The sequence below is a fragment of the Janthinobacterium psychrotolerans genome (genome assembly GCF_001677885.1).
GTDB lineage: Bacteria > Pseudomonadota > Gammaproteobacteria > Burkholderiales > Burkholderiaceae_D > Janthinobacterium > Janthinobacterium psychrotolerans.
This window is the reverse complement of record NZ_LOCQ01000059.1, coordinates 261,311-275,733: the sequence shown is the minus strand read 5'-3', so window position 1 is coordinate 275,733 and position 14,423 is coordinate 261,311. Positions and strand designations below refer to the sequence as shown.

Here is a 14,423-nt window from a genome sequence, read left to right as displayed (position 1 = left end):
CTACCTGAAAGTGTAAAACATGCCTCAATTTTTTATCGACCGCCCGGTGTTTGCCTGGGTGGTGGCGATCTTTATCGTCCTGTTCGGACTGATCGCCATCCCGCAATTGCCGATTGCGCGCTTTCCCTCGGTGGCGCCACCGAGCGTCAGCATTACCGCCAGCTACCCCGGCGCCACGCCGCAGACCATGAACGATTCGGTGATCAGCCTGATCGAGCGCGAGCTGTCGGGCGTGAAAAACCTGCTGTATTTCGAGTCGTCGTCCGACACCTCGGGTTCGGCCTCGATCAGCGTCACCTTCAAGCCGGGCACCAATCCCGAACTGGCGCAGGTCGACGTGCAGAACCGGTTAAAGGCGATCGAGCCGCGCCTGCCACAGGCGGTGCGCCAGAATGGCCTGGGCGTGGAGTCGGCCTCGTCGAGCTTCCTGATGATCGTCAGCCTCAATGCGCCCAAGGGTGGCTACGACGAAGTGGCGCTGGGCGACTACCTGGCGCGCAATGTGACGGAAGAGCTGCGCCGCATCCCCGGCGTGGGCAAGGTGCAGCTGTTCGGCACCGAGCGCGCCATGCGCATCTGGGTCGATCCGGCCAAGCTGGTTTCCTACAACCTGGCCATGGGCGACATCACGGCGGCCATCACGCAGCAGAACGCGCAGATCGCGCCGGGCCGCCTTGGCGACGCGCCGGCCGTCAAGGGCCAGCGCGTGACGATTCCACTGACCGTCCAGGGCCAGCTGCAAACGCCGCAGCAGTTCGCCGCCATCGTGCTGCGCGCCAATCGCGACGGCTCGACCGTGACCATCGGCGACGTGGCGCGGGTGGAACTGGGCGCGCAAAGCAGCAATTTCAGCATCCGCGAAAACGGCCATGGCGCCTCGGGCGCCGCCGTCAGCCTGTCGCCGGGCGCCAATGCGGTGCAGACGGCCAGCGCCATTCGCGCGCGCATGGCCGAACTGGCGCCGGCCATGCCGGCCGGGATGCAGTATTCGGTGCCGTTCGACACCGCGCCGTTCGTCAAGATCTCGATCGAAAAAGTCGTCATGACCCTGGCCGAGGCGATGGTGCTGGTGTTCCTGGTGATGTATCTGTTCCTGCAAAAGATACGCTATACCCTGATTCCGGCCATCGTCGCGCCGATTGCCTTGCTCGGTACCTTCACCGTGATGCTGCTGGCCGGTTACTCCGTCAATGTACTGACCATGTTTGGCATGGTGCTGGCGATCGGCATTATCGTCGATGACGCCATCGTGGTGGTCGAGGCGGTCGAGCGCCTGATGGCCACCGAAGGGCTGTCGCCGAAGGAAGCGACGTCGAAAGCCATGCGCGAAATCACCGGCGCGGTGGTCGGCATCACGCTGGTGCTGACCGCCGTGTTCATTCCGATGGCGATGGCCAGCGGCTCGGTGGGCGCCATCTACCGCCAGTTCACCCTGGCGATGGCGGTCTCCATCCTGTTCTCGGCATTTTTGGCGCTGAGCCTGACACCGGCCCTGTGCGCCACCATGTTGAAACCCATAGCCCCGCACGACCATGAAAAGAAGGGCTTTTTCCGCTGGTTCGACCGCCAGTTCGACCGCATGACGGCGCGCTATGAACAGGGCGTGGTGGTGATGGTCAAGCGGGCCGGAAGATCGATGCTGGTCTACGGCGGCATTGTCGCAGTTCTGGCGTTGGCCTTCCTGCGCCTGCCGTCGGCGTTTTTGCCGGAGGAAGACCAGGGCTACTTCATCACCTCGATGCAGCTGCCCTCGGACGCCACCATGGAGCGCACGCTCGACGTGGTGAAACAGTTCGAGCAGCATGTGGCCGGCCGTCCCGGCATTGAAAACAACCAGTCGGTGCTGGGCTTCAGCTTTTCCGGCGCCGGACCGAATGCGGCGCTGGCGTTTACCATGCTCAAGGACTGGAAGGAGCGCGACGGCGCCACGGCGCAGGAAGAAGTGCTGCAGGCGCAAATGGCGATGGCCAGCGCGAAGGAAGGCATGATCATGAGCCTGATGCCGCCCGCCATCGATGAACTGGGCAATTCCTCGGGCTTTTCCATGCGCCTGCAGGACCGCGCCAACCAGGGCGTCGCGGCCCTGCAGGCGGCGCAGAACCAGCTGCTGGGACTGGCCGCGCAAAGCGGCAAAGTGGCCGGCGTGTATCCGGACGGCCTGCCGGCCGGGGCCAGCGTGCGCCTGGAGATCGACCGCGCCAAGGCCGAAGCGCTGGGCGTGTCGTTTGGCGCCGTCAGCGACATGCTGACGGCGGCCATGGGCTCGATCTATGTCAACGATTTTCCGAACGCGGGCCGCATGCAGCAGGTGATCGTGCAGGCCGACGCGCCGGCGCGCATGCAGCTGAACGATGTGCTGGGCCTTCGCATCCGCAACAACGCCGGTGGCATGGTGGCGCTGGGCCAGCTGGTGCTGCCGGTGTGGAGCGAAACGCCGCTGCAGCTGGTGCGCTTCCAGGGCTATCCGGCGGCGCGCATTTCGGGCAGCGCAGCGCCAGGCGTGTCGAGCGGCGACGCCATGCTGGAAATGGAACGGCTGGTGAAACAGCTGCCGCCCGGCTTTGCGCTGGCCTGGACCGGCCAGTCGCTGCAGGAAAAAGAGTCGGCGTCGCAGGCGCCGATGCTGATGGCGCTGTCGATGCTGGTGGTGTTCCTGGTGCTGTCGGCCCTGTATGAAAGCTGGGCCATTCCGTTGTCGGTGATGCTGGTGGTGCCCTTGGGCCTGCTGGGCGCGGTACTGGCCGTGACCATGCGCGGCATGCCGAACGATGTGTTCTTCAAGGTCGGCATGATCACGATTATCGGCCTGTCGGCCAAGAACGCGATTTTGATCGTCGAATTTGCGCGCCAGCTGCAGGCGCAGGGCAAGGGCTTGGTCGAAGCGACCGTGGAAGCGGCGCGCCTGCGCCTGCGGCCGATTTTGATGACTTCGCTGGCGTTCGCGCTGGGCGTGGTGCCCCTGATGCTGGCCAGCGGCGCCAGCGCCGAGACCCAGCATGCGATCGGCACTGGCGTCTTTGGCGGCATGATCACCGCCACCGTGCTGGCCGTGTTCTTCGTGCCGGTATTTTTTGTCGTCGTGCTGAGCGCGGTGGCCAAGCTGGAACAGCGCTGGGGCAGCCCGGCAATGCGGGGAGAAGCATGATGCGGTACCACTGTATTTTACCGATGGCCGTGATGGCGGCCGCCTTGTCGGCCTGCAGCCTGACGCCATCCCTGGTCAAACCGGCGCTGCCGGTGCCCTCTGCGTATGACGCCGGCGCGACTGCCGGCCAGGGCAATGCGGCAGACCTGGGCTGGCGCCAGATGCTGCTGGACCCACGCTTGCAACGCCTGGTGGAAATCGCTTTGCTGAACAACCGCGATCTGCGGGTGGCGGCGCTCAATGTCGATGCCGTGCGGGCGCAGTACCAGATCCAGGACGGCGCACGCTATCCGGCCATCGGCGCGGTTGCCGGCGGCACGCGCCAGCGCACGCAAGGCGCAGCAGGCGGCGCGGCCGCCGTGCAAAACCAGTTCACGGCGGGCGTGGCCATGAGCGCCTTCGAGATCGACCTGTTCGGCCGGTTGCGCTCGCTGTCCGAGGCCGCTTTTGCGCGCTACCTGGCCACCGAGCAGGGACGGCGCGCGGCGCAGCTGGCGCTGACGGCGGCCGTGGCCGACGCCTGCCTGGAAGAGCGGCTGGCCATCGAACAGCTGCAGTTGACGCAAGCGACCCTGCAGGACTGGCGCCAGGCCCTGGCTTTGACGCAGCGCCTGCATGCGGCGCAGCAGAGGAGCAGCCTGGACCTGGCGCAAGCCGAAGGGCAGGCGGCGACGGCCGAAGCGGACCTGCAGGCGCGCGAGCGCGCCCGCCAGCTTGCGCGCAACAACCTGGAATTGCTGCTGGGCGGCCCTGTGCCGGGTGATTTGCCGGCCGGACGCGCGCTCGACGCCCAGCCGGTGCTGACGCAACTGCCGCCGGGGGTGCCGTCGGACCTGCTGGTGCGCCGGCCCGATATTTTGCAGGCGGAACACACGCTGGTGGCGGCCAACGCCGATATCGGCGCCGCGCGCGCCGCCTTTTTTCCGCGCCTGTCGCTGACGGCGCAGCTGGGCTTTGCCAGTCCGGCCATGGGTGAGCTGTTTCGCGGCAATGCGCGCAGCTGGTCGTTCGCGCCGCAGATCACCCAGCCGCTGTTCCAGGGCGGCCAGCTGCGCGCCGAGCTGCAGCTGTCGCGCATCCGCACCGAGGTCGCCGTGCTGCAGTACGAGCAGGCGATCCAGAGCGCGTTTCGCGAGGTGCGCGACGGCCTGGCCGGCAGCCAGACCTACGCGCTGCAGATCGCGGCCCAGCAGCGTGTGGCGGCCAGCGCGGAACAGCGGCGGCAACTATCGCAATTGCGCTACGCTGCGGGCCAGGACAGCCGGCTGGAATTGCTGGATGCGCAAAGGCAGTTGTATGCTGCGCAGCAAACTTTGCTAGACTTGCGGCGTGACCAGTTCAAATCCGCAGTCGCCCTGTACAAGGCGCTGGGGGGCGGACTGGAAGAATAATCGCTTGCCGCTGACCGGGGGTGCCCATGGCTGCCAGGTTGTTTGTGCGTGTGATCTTGTTGAGCCTGTGCCTGTGCTGGACACAGGCCCGGACCCAGCCGGTGGATACCGCGCCGCTGCGCGTGGTGGGTTTTCCGTATCCGCCCTTCATGGCACCCGACGAGCGCGGCAAGCCGGCCGGGCCGATGGTCGCGCTGGTGGCCGAAGCGTTCCGCCGCATGGGGCAGAGCGCCAGCATCGAACTGCTGCCGCTGCCGCGCGCGCTGCTGCAAGTGGAAACGGGCGAGGCGGTCGCCATGTTTACCGTCAAGAAGACGCCCGAGCGCGAAGCGAAATATCTGTTTTCCAGCGAACCGGTGCTGTTCCAGGAGTATGTGATTTTTGTCGCCAGCGACTCCACGCTGGCTTTTCGCGGTGACCTGAATGCCCTGGCCATGGCCTCGATCGGGGTGGTGGGCGGCACTTCCTACGGCGCCATCTTCGACGCCGCCGCGCGCCAGGGCACGTTCAAAAAACTGGAAATGAGTTCCAGCCACGAAGCCAATTTCAGGAAGCTGCTGGCGAACCGCATGGACGCGGTGGTGTGCAGCCGCGCCGTGGGCGTGGAAATCCTGCGGCAACTGCAGGCGACGCGGCGCGTGAAAATCAGCGGCCCGCCGATCGAGACCACGCAAAGCCATGTAATGTTCAACAAGGCCGCCGCCACGCCGCAGCTGGTGGCGCGCTTTGACATGGCGGTGCGCGCCATGCGGCGCGAAGGGCTGGTGGGCGGGCAGCGCGCGTTGCGCCGGCATGATTGAGCGGCTTGCGTAAATTTATTCAGGGCGCACTGCATCCAAAGCCGCATCCGGTGGGTAGTACCGGGGTGCGCTCCCTGTTTTCGCAGGCGGGCGGCACCTCTTACAACTATCTACAGGAGCCACGACCATGCCCCAACTGCCGTTTGCCAAGCTGCTGCTTGTTTCCGCCATTGCCCTTTCCCTCGCCGCTTGCGGCGGCGATAACGATGATGACGCTGTTGTCACGCCACCGGTGCTGACGGCGGGCGATGCGTTTGTGCTCACCGCCAGCAACAAGCTGATCTCGTTCGACCGTGCTTTGCCGGGGACGGTGCGCACCACGGCCGCCGTCACGGGCCTGCAGTCCGGCGAAAACCTGCTGGGCATCGACTTCCGTCCGGCCGACGGTCAGCTGTATGGCGTGAGCAGCGCCGGACGCATCTATGTACTCAATGGCGCGACCGGCGCGGCGAGCCTGAAGGCGACCCTGGCGGCCGATGCCGCCGACGCCACGGCGCCGTTCACGGCGCTGGCCGGCACCAGCTTCGGCGTGGACTTCAATCCGGTCGCCGACCGCCTGCGCATCGTCAGCAACACGGGGCAGAGCCTGCGCATCAATGTCGACACGGGCGCCACCACCACCGATGGCAATATCAATGGCGGCGCAGCCAATACCGCCATCACGGCCGCCGCCTACACCAACAGCTTTGCCGGTACGGCCAGCACCACGCTGTTCGTGATCGACGCCGCCAACAGCACCCTGTACATGCAAAATCCGCCGAATAACGGCACCCTGGCCAGCCCCGTGCCGCTGGGCGTGACCACCACCGCCGTCACCGGGTTCGATATCGATGCACGCACCAATACCGGCTACGCCATCATGACGGTGGGCGGCGTGCGTAACCTGTATACGCTCAATCTGTCGGCCAGCACGGCGCCGGCCACCCTGGTAGTGCCGGCGGCCGGTGGCGAAGAGCTGCGCGGCATTGCCCTCAAGACCCCTGCCGCGCCGCTCGCCTATGGCCTGACGGACGACAGCCGCATCGTTACCTTCAAGACCGCCACGCCCAATACGCTCGACGCCAGTGTGGCGGTGACCGGCCTGGCTGCCGGCGAACGCCTGCTGGGCTTTGACGTGCGGCCCAAGGATGGGCTGCTGTACGGTATCTCGTCGAACGCGCGCATCGTCACCATCGATCCGGCCACCGGCGTGGCGAGCGTGAAGGCGACCCTGTCGGCCGACGCGGCCGATACTTCCGCGCCCTACACGGCGATTGCCGGCACCGCGTTTGGCGTCGACTTCAACCCCGTCGCCGACCGCCTGCGCGTGATCGGCAACACCGGCCAGAGCCTGCGCATCAACGTCGATACGGGCGCCACCACCACCGATGGCGCCATCAACCGCGCCGGTGCGCTGCCGGTCATCACGGCCGCCGCCTATACCAACAGCATTGCCGGCACCACGAGCACCGCCTTGTACGATATCGATACGGCCAGCGCCAGCCTGGCGCTGCAAAATCCGCCGAACGACGGCACCCTGGTCAACGTGGGCTTGCTGGGCGTGCTGCCGGCCGGCGACGTCGGCTTCGATATCGCCGGCGGCGCCAATGGCCTGGCGCTGGCGGCGCTGCGCACCACACCGACCGGCCCGAGCTCGCTGTACCGCATCGACCTGGCGACGGGCGCGGCGGTCTTCGCTGGCGGCGCCGCCACGCCGGCCACCTCGCTGGTCGGCAACGGGCAGGTGGGTTTGAGCGACCTGGCCATCGCCATCAAATAAAAATACCGATGGCGTAGCGACCCGGTCCGGCCAGCTTGCGCGTGCAGGCTGGCCGGGCTTTGCATTTGGCTTCTATTTCGACTATTATTGAATTATTGAACCAATTAGGCATGTCTCATGCAAACCCCGCACGCACTGGCCGCCCTGGCGGCACTGGCCCAGGAATCGCGCCTGGCCATCTTCCGCCTGCTGGTGCAGACCGGCCCCGAAGGCCTGGCCGCCAGCAAGATCGCCGAGCGCCTGGCGATTGCGCCGTCGTCGCTGTCGTTCCACCTGAAAGAGCTGTCGCACGCGCAGTTGGTCACGGCGCGCCAGGAAGGGCGTTTCATCATCTACGCTGCGCGCATGGACAGCATGAACGCCCTGGTCGGCTTCCTGACCGACAACTGCTGCGGCGGCGCGCCATGCTGACCGCTTGCTCCTGAACTGAAAGGATCTCCATGGATATCGTCATTTACCACAACCCCGCCTGCGGCACTTCGCGCAACACCCTGGCGCTGATACGCAATACCGGCGCCGAGCCGCGGGTCATCGAGTACCTGCAGCAGCCGCCATCGCGCGAGGAGCTGGCCGGGCTGATCGCGCGCGCCGGCCTGGCCGTGCGCGACGCACTGCGCCAGAAGGGCGCGCCGTACCTGGAACTGGGCCTCGACAACCCGGCCCTGGACGACGCGGCGCTGCTCGACGCCATGCTGGCCCATCCCATCCTGATCAACCGGCCGTTTGTCGTCACGCCGCTGGGCGTGCGCCTGTGCCGGCCCTCCGAATTGGTGCTCGATATCCTGCCGCTGCCGCAGCTGGCGCCGTTTACCAAGGAAGACGGCCAGCGCGTGGTGGCGCATGAATGACATCGACGGCTTGCCGAACCTGAGCACGGCTCACGTCGATACGCCGACGGTTGAAAAACTCATGGCGGCGCCGATGACGCACGCGCCGCGCATCCTGCTGCTGTACGGTTCCCTGCGCGAGCGCTCGTACAGCCGGTTGCTGGTACTGGAAGCCGAACGGCTGCTGCGCCATTTCGGCGCCGACACGCGCGTGTTCGATCCGCATGGCCTGCCGATGGTCGACAGCGTCGGCGCCGAACATCCCAAGGTGCAGCAGCTGCGCGAGCTGTCGCTATGGTCGGAAGGGCAGGTGTGGTGCAGCCCCGAGCGCCACGGCGCGGTCACGGGCGTGTTCAAGTCGCAGATCGACTGGCTGCCGCTGGAGCTGGGCAGCGTGCGCCCGACCCAGGGCCGTACGCTGGCCGTGATGCAGGTGTCGGGCGGCTCGCAATCGTTCAATGCGGTCAACGGCCTGCGCGTGCTGGGCCGCTGGATGCGCATGGTGACGATCCCGAACCAGTCGTCGGTGGCCAAGGCCTGGCAGGAATTCGATGACGACGGCCGCATGAAGCCCTCGGCCTATTACGACCGGCTGGTCGACGTGATGGAGGAGTTGTATAAATTTACCCTGATCGTGCGCGAGCGCAGCGACTACCTGACCAGCCGCTACAGCGAACGCAAGGCGGCGCCGCACGACCATCCGTTGTAGCGCAGCGTGGCGATGCTGTATCGTATGGCATCCATATAAAGAGAGGTCGCCATGAAATTGCTACTGGCAGGCGCCACCGGCCTGGTGGGCCAGCACGTGCTGCGCCTGGCGCTGGCCGACGCGCGCGTGAGCACCGTGGTGGCGCTGGCGCGCAAGCCGCTGGCGGCGCATCCAAAACTGATCGCGCCATTCATCGATTTTGATGGGCTGGCGCCGGACGCGACCTGGTGGCGCGCTGACGCCGTCGTCTGCGCGCTGGGCACGACCATGAAGGTGGCCGGCTCGCAGCAAGCATTTCGCCGGGTCGATTTTGACTATCCCATGGTGGTGGCGCGCCTGGCCAGGGCGGCCGGCACGCCAGCCCATGTGCTCAATTCGGCGGCCGGCGCCAATCCCGGCTCGCGCTTTTTCTATAACCGCGTCAAGGGCGAACTGGAACGCGAACTCGCTACCCTGGGCTTTGCGTCCCTCACGCATGTGCGCCCGGGCCTGATCGGCGGCGCGCGCGCTGCCGTGCGGCCCGGCGAAGCGGCGATGGCCGCCATGCTCGGCGTGCTGGCGCCGGTGCTGCCGCGGCGCTGGCGCATCAATCCTGCCGAACGCATCGCGCAGGCGCTGCTGGAAGCGGCCATCGATGCCGCGCCGGGCCTGCACGTCGTCACTTCGGAGCAACTGGCATGATGACTGCTCATATTGTTGAAAGTATCTGATGAAGCAACCGGAAAACACTATCCGCCCTTACCGGTCCAGTGACCGCGAGGCCTGCCTGGCCCTGTTCGACGGCAATACGCCGCGCTTTTTCGATCCGTCGGAACGCGCCATGTTCAGTGCCTGCCTGGCCGGGTCGACCGATCCCTACCTGGTCATCGAATGCGGCGGGCGCATCGTCGCCTGTGGCGGCTACGCCGTGGAAGCGGACGGTGTCACCGCCAGCCTGTGCTGGGGCATGGTGGCGCACGACCTGCATGGCCAGGGCCTGGGCCGCATGCTGACGCAGGCGCGGCTCGCTGCCATTCGCGCCATGCCGCAGGTAGCCATCGTCAGGATCGACACCAGCCAGCACACCCAGCGTTTCTACGCCAGTTTCGGTTTTGCCGCCGTCAAGGTGACGCCGGACGGCTATGGTCCCGGCATCGACTGCTGGGAGATGGTGCTGCCACTACACGCACAAGGTGATGCCATGCAGGCGGCACACGCATGCATGGCGGCCGTCCCGCTGGACAAAGCCTGCCGCCTGATCAACCACGGCCCGGCCGTTCTCGTTTCGTCCCGCCACGGCGGCGTCGACGATGTGATGGCCGCGTCCTGGGCCTGCGCCCTTGATTTTTCACCGCCCAAGCTGACGGTGGTGCTCGACAAGGCCACTCGCACGCGGCCGCTGGTCGAGGCCAGCGGCGTGTTTCTGATCCAGGTGCCGACCGCGGCGCAATTGCAGCTGACGCACGTGGTAGGCACCAACAGCCTGGCCGACATGCCCGACAAGCTGGCGCGCGCCGGCGTCGAGCTGTTCGGTGTCGACGGCCATGACTTGCCGTTCGTTGCCGGTTGCGCGGCCTGGCTGGCCTGCCGGCTGGTGCCCGAGCCGCATAACCAGGATCGCTACGACCTGTTTATCGGCGAAGTGGTGGGCGCATGGGCAGACACGCGCGTGTTTCGCGATGGCCATTGGCATTTCCAGGATGCCGATCCCGCCTGGCGCAGCCTGCATTACATTGCCGGCGGACAGTTCTATGCGATCGGCGAGTCGCTGACGGTGTAAGAGCATAAAAGTCAACGATCTATGCGGTATTCCAGAAAGAAAGGATAATAGCGCCTAACTCTTTCAAGCAAAATATTGGAATACCTCATGGAAATTAAAGTCAACTTTCTCGACAAGCTGCGTCTCGAAGCCAAGTTCGATGATTTCACGGTCATCGCCGACCAGCCTATCCGCTACAAGGGCGATGGCTCGGCGCCGGGCCCCTTCGATTACTTTCTCGCTTCGTCGGCCCTGTGCGCGGCTTATTTCGTGAAGTTGTACTGCGATACGCGCAACATCCCGACTGAAAACATCCGCCTGTCGCAAAACAATATCGTCGACCCGGAAAACCGCTACCAGCAGATCTTCAAGATCCAGGTCGAGCTGCCGGCCGATATCTCGGCCAAGGACCGCCAGGGCATCTTGCGTTCGATCGACCGCTGCACCGTCAAGAAAGTGGTGCAGACCGGCCCCGAATTCGTGATCGAGGAGGTGGACAACCTGGACGCCGACGCCCAGGGCTTGCTGATGCTGAACGCGGATGCACAGGCCAGCACCTATATCGCCGGCAAGGACCTGCCGCTCGAACAGACCATCGCCAATATGTCGTCCATCCTGGCCGGCCTGGGCATGAAGATCGAAATCGCCTCGTGGCGCAATATCGTGCCCAACGTCTGGTCGCTGCATATCCGCGACGCCCATTCGCCGATGTGCTTTACCAACGGCAAGGGCGCCACCAAGGAAAGCGCGCTGGCCTCGGCCCTCGGCGAATTCATCGAGCGCATGAACTTCAACCATTTCTACGGCGGCGCCTACTGGGGCGAGGAGATCGCCAACGCGCCGTTCGTCCATTACCCTGACGAGCGCTGGTTCAAGCCCGGCCGCAACGACAAGCTGCCGAAAGAGATCCTCGACAAGCACAGCCTGGCCATCTACAACCCCGACGGCGAACTGCGCGCCTCGCACCTGGTCGACACCAATTCCGGCAATGCCGAACGCGGCATCTGCTCGCTGCCGTATGTGCGCCAGTCCGATGGCAAGGTCGTGTATTTCCCGTCCAACCTGATCGAGAACCTCTACGTCAGCAACGGCATGAGCGCCGGCAATACGCTGGCCGAAGCGCAGGTGCAGTGTTTGTCCGAGATTTTCGAGCGCGCCGTCAAGCGCGAGATCCTCGAAGGCGAAATGGCCTTGCCCGATGTGCCACAGGAAGTGCTGGCGAAATACCCGGGCATCGTGGCCGGCATCCGCGGCCTGGAAGAGCAGGGCTTTCCGGTGCTGGTCAAGGATGCGTCGCTCGGCGGTGTGTATCCGGTAATGTGCGTGACCCTGATGAACCCGCGCACCGGCGGCGTGTTCGCCTCGTTTGGCGCGCACCCGAGCCTGGAAGTGGCGCTGGAGCGCAGCCTGACGGAATTGCTGCAGGGCCGCAGCTTCGAAGGCCTCAACGACCTGCCACGGCCGACCTTTGCCAGCAACGCTGTTACCGAACCGAACAACTTCGTCGAGCACTTCATCGATTCGAGCGGCATCGTCTCGTGGCGCTTCTTCAGCGCCAGGGCCGATTACGACTTTGTGGAATGGGATTTTTCCGGACACGGCGAGAACTCGAACGCCGAGGAAGCGGCCACCCTGTTCGGCATCCTGGCCGAGATGGGCAAGGAGGCCTATATGGCCGTGTACGACAACCTGGGCGCGGCCGCCTGCCGCATCCTGGTGCCCGGCTATTCGGAAGTGTATCCGGTGGAAGACCTGGTGTGGGACAACACCAACAAGGCGCTGCTGTTCCGCGAGGATGTGTTGAATTTGCACCGCCTCGACAACGCCAGCCTGGAAGCGCTGCTCGAGCGCCTGGAAAACAGCGAGCTCGACGAATATGGCGACATCGCCACCCTGATCGGCGTGGAATTCGATGAAAACACCGTATGGGGCCAGCTGACGACCCTGGAGCTGAAGCTGCTGATTCAATTGGCCTTGCAGCAATTTGACGAAGCGCAGGAGCTGGTCGAAGCCTTCCTGCAATACAACGACAATACCGTCGAGCGCCGCCTGTTCTATCAGGCGCTGAACGTGGTGCTGGAAGTGGAGCTCGATGATGAGCTGGAACTGGAAGACTACCTCGTCAATTTCCGCCGCATGTATGGCGACGCCCGCATGGACGCCGTGCTCGGTTCCATGGACGGCAGCGTGCGCTTCCATGGCCTGACGCCCACCAGCATGAAGCTCGAAGGGCTGGAGCGCCACCAGCGCCTGATCGACAGCTTCAAGAAGCTGCATGTGGCGCGGGGCAGGGCGGCAGGCCTCAGCCAGAGCAGCTAGCCAGTGGGGTCGTACCCGCCGGGCCCGACCCTGATGCAGCTAAGTTGGGGTGTCTGGCGCATTGAACGACAGAAGGCGTAACAATGGCGGGCCGGAGACGCGGACCTGAGAAAATGCCGATGGCGGCGTTGCAGCTCCTTGTCGTACTAACGTACTGCCTGCGTCGCTGCGCCTTGCCCTCGACATTTTTCAGGCCCGCTTGGCCCGGCATGTCTGTGCGGGCGACTGGGGTTCTGATCTTCTGCTGGTGTGATTGTGGAGCAGAGGCGCTCATTTAACGCCATTAGGGTCCCACCCCGGGATTTCACCTTCCCGGGGCATGTATGCCGACCTGAACAAGCCTCAGTCCAGCACCACCACCCGGTCATTCGCGCCGGGCACGCAGCCCTCGGCCACCGGTTCCCACCCCTTGTGCACCACCACCTGCTTGCCGTCGTGGCAGATTTCCACCCGCTCGCTGGCGGGCAGGCGCTGGCGTATCAGGGTTTCCAGGGTGGACGGCAGGCTCACCTGCAGCCGCATGGTGTTGACGGCGTCCTGCGGATGGTCGGACAGGTGTACCAGCGGCACGAAGATGGAGCCGAACATCAGCCAGCGCGAGGGGATAGTGACGGGCTCGGGCGCATAGGGGGCGCTGCGCAGCCAGGCTTGCGCGCGTTCGCGCAGGTCGGCGCCGTCGGGCAGCTCGCCCCAGGCGGCGCCCAGCAGTTCGACCACCCATTGATTGCAGTTCTGGTATTGCAGGCCGTAGGCATAGGCGTTGGCGCTGTAGCTGCCGGCCAGCAGATGCTGCACGCGGGCCGGGTCGAGCAGGGCGCGGCGCAGCGGCGGTACCGTTTCGGCTGGCAGGCGCACGATGGAGATATAGCCGAGCTTGGGGTCGTCGGTGCCCATGGCAAAACCGGCCGTGCCCTGGTCGAAAATGCGCGGGCGGCCTTCGTCGCAGGCGTAGTAAAGCTGGCGCGCGGACCAGCCGGCGTCGCTGTCATGGCGCCAGGCCAGCGCTGCGTGGGAATAGCGGATGCCGAAGCGGGACAGATCGAGGCCGGAGCGGCTGATCAGCGCCACGCTGCCTTCGGTGGCGGCCAGTTCCTCGCGCACCACGGCGGCAAAGCGCAGCAGTTTATCTTGTTCGGTGGCGGTCAGTTCCTGCGAGCGGTCACAGAAGCGCGAGGACGACATGGAGCCGCCGGCATGGGCGGCACCGGCGGCGATCAGGAGCAGGGCTGGCGCCAGGAAACGGCGCAGCTTCACATGCTGACCGGACGCGTACCCAGTTCGCCGTACCACTCGTCGGCCAGCACCAGGAAGAAGGCGGCGCGCGTGTCGTTGCGGGAAAATTCGATGCCGTAGGCGCGGTTTTGCGCATGCACCATGTCGCCCTGCGCCAGCTGCTGCTGCTCGAATGTCGCTTGCGGCAAGTCGAGCACCAGCGGCTGCTGGGCCGCTTCGGCCTGCATGGTCAGGCGCGTCATGCCGGCATGGCCAGGCGTGGCGGCGATATCGATGATGCGGTAGGGGCCATTGTCGACCCGCTTGTCGGTTTTCGAGCTGTTGCTCGAACCGCTGAGCGAGTCGGACACGCTGCCGCTCGACGCGGAGCCGGCGCTGGAGGCCGAGGAGGCAAAGCTGTCGGCGTGGGCGTTGCAGGCCACGGTCAGTGCTGCGGCCAGGCCGAGCATGCGAAGAGAGATAGTCAAGACAGTATCCAGTGCTGTGATGCGGGTCAGGCCGG

12 protein-coding genes and 1 pseudogene are annotated in these 14,423 nt (G+C 65.4%); 11 read left to right on the top strand and 2 right to left on the bottom strand.

Features of this window, described 5'->3' with window-relative positions; all coding sequences use genetic code 11:
* Positions 1-19: 19 nt before the first annotated feature.
* The 11 genes and pseudogenes from ASR47_RS19710 to ASR47_RS19665 all read left to right on the top strand — a co-directional run bounded on the left by ASR47_RS19710 (position 20) and on the right by ASR47_RS19665 (position 12,688).
* Positions 20-3,145, top strand: a complete 3,126-nt coding sequence (locus tag ASR47_RS19710) for an efflux RND transporter permease subunit (RefSeq protein ID WP_065309475.1) — start codon at positions 20-22, stop codon at positions 3,143-3,145.
* On the top strand, positions 3,142-4,536 hold the full coding sequence (locus tag ASR47_RS19705) for an efflux transporter outer membrane subunit (protein WP_425402747.1): 1,395 nt from the start codon (positions 3,142-3,144) through the stop codon (positions 4,534-4,536). The genes ASR47_RS19710 and ASR47_RS19705 overlap by 4 nt, the downstream gene beginning before the upstream one ends.
* 101 nt (positions 4,537-4,637) lie before the next feature.
* Positions 4,638-5,336: a substrate-binding periplasmic protein gene (locus tag ASR47_RS19700; RefSeq protein ID WP_171898998.1), complete on the top strand. Its 699-nt coding sequence runs from the start codon at positions 4,638-4,640 to the stop codon at positions 5,334-5,336.
* A 127-nt stretch (positions 5,337-5,463) separates the two neighbouring features.
* Entirely contained in the window at positions 5,464-7,095 is a 1,632-nt protein-coding gene (locus ASR47_RS19695) for a DUF4394 domain-containing protein (RefSeq protein WP_065309473.1), read from the top strand.
* Between the two features lie 117 nt (positions 7,096-7,212).
* Complete coding sequence (locus ASR47_RS19690; RefSeq protein ID WP_065309472.1) at positions 7,213-7,506, top strand: ArsR/SmtB family transcription factor; 294 nt, start codon at positions 7,213-7,215, stop codon at positions 7,504-7,506.
* A 29-nt stretch (positions 7,507-7,535) separates the two neighbouring features.
* Positions 7,536-7,943, top strand: coding sequence for an arsenate reductase (glutaredoxin) (arsC, locus tag ASR47_RS19685; RefSeq protein ID WP_065309471.1), 408 nt, complete (start codon positions 7,536-7,538; stop codon positions 7,941-7,943).
* Positions 7,936-8,631 (top strand): arsenical resistance protein ArsH, encoded by a 696-nt coding sequence (gene arsH, locus ASR47_RS19680; RefSeq protein ID WP_065309470.1) that lies wholly within the window; start codon positions 7,936-7,938, stop codon positions 8,629-8,631. The genes arsC and arsH overlap by 8 nt, the downstream gene beginning before the upstream one ends.
* A gap of 51 nt (positions 8,632-8,682) precedes the next feature.
* Positions 8,683-9,312: a Rossmann-fold NAD(P)-binding domain-containing protein gene (locus tag ASR47_RS19675; RefSeq protein WP_065309469.1), complete on the top strand. Its 630-nt coding sequence runs from the start codon at positions 8,683-8,685 to the stop codon at positions 9,310-9,312.
* A gap of 28 nt (positions 9,313-9,340) precedes the next feature.
* Positions 9,341-9,775: pseudogene (locus ASR47_RS28230) on the top strand (GNAT family N-acetyltransferase); the annotation flags it as partial.
* Positions 9,776-9,832: 57 nt separating this feature from the next.
* The gene (locus tag ASR47_RS28035) at positions 9,833-10,390 is read left to right on the top strand and encodes a flavin reductase family protein (protein ID WP_425402749.1); all 558 of its coding nucleotides are present in this window, start codon (positions 9,833-9,835) and stop codon (positions 10,388-10,390) included.
* An 87-nt stretch (positions 10,391-10,477) separates the two neighbouring features.
* Complete coding sequence (locus ASR47_RS19665) at positions 10,478-12,688, top strand: OsmC domain/YcaO domain-containing protein (RefSeq protein WP_065309468.1); 2,211 nt, start codon at positions 10,478-10,480, stop codon at positions 12,686-12,688.
* Positions 12,689-13,030: 342 nt separating this feature from the next.
* Here ASR47_RS19665 and ASR47_RS19660 read toward each other — a convergent pair whose 3' ends face one another.
* Together ASR47_RS19660 and ASR47_RS27535 are read right to left on the bottom strand one after the other, a co-directional pair.
* A complete protein-coding gene (locus ASR47_RS19660; RefSeq protein WP_065309467.1) occupies positions 13,031-13,942 on the bottom strand; it encodes a DUF2145 domain-containing protein in 912 nt (303 codons plus the stop codon).
* Entirely contained in the window at positions 13,939-14,370 is a 432-nt protein-coding gene (locus ASR47_RS27535; protein WP_065309466.1) for a hypothetical protein, read from the bottom strand. The genes ASR47_RS19660 and ASR47_RS27535 overlap by 4 nt, the downstream gene beginning before the upstream one ends.
* Positions 14,371-14,423 lie beyond the last annotated feature (53 nt).

Coding starts and splice junctions, on each gene's coding strand:
- ASR47_RS19710 (WP_065309475.1), top strand. CDS start 20: ATGCCTCAATTTTTTATCGACCGCCCGGTGTTTGCCTGGGTGGTGGCG.
- ASR47_RS19705 (WP_425402747.1), top strand. CDS start 3,142: ATGATGCGGTACCACTGTATTTTACCGATGGCCGTGATGGCGGCCGCC.
- ASR47_RS19695 (WP_065309473.1), top strand. CDS start 5,464: ATGCCCCAACTGCCGTTTGCCAAGCTGCTGCTTGTTTCCGCCATTGCC.
- ASR47_RS19690 (WP_065309472.1), top strand. CDS start 7,213: ATGCAAACCCCGCACGCACTGGCCGCCCTGGCGGCACTGGCCCAGGAA.
- arsC (WP_065309471.1), top strand. CDS start 7,536: ATGGATATCGTCATTTACCACAACCCCGCCTGCGGCACTTCGCGCAAC.
- arsH (WP_065309470.1), top strand. CDS start 7,936: ATGAATGACATCGACGGCTTGCCGAACCTGAGCACGGCTCACGTCGAT.
- ASR47_RS19675 (WP_065309469.1), top strand. CDS start 8,683: ATGAAATTGCTACTGGCAGGCGCCACCGGCCTGGTGGGCCAGCACGTG.
- ASR47_RS28035 (WP_425402749.1), top strand. CDS start 9,833: ATGGCGGCCGTCCCGCTGGACAAAGCCTGCCGCCTGATCAACCACGGC.
- ASR47_RS19665 (WP_065309468.1), top strand. CDS start 10,478: ATGGAAATTAAAGTCAACTTTCTCGACAAGCTGCGTCTCGAAGCCAAG.
- ASR47_RS27535 (WP_065309466.1), bottom strand. CDS start 14,370: ATGCTCGGCCTGGCCGCAGCACTGACCGTGGCCTGCAACGCCCACGCC.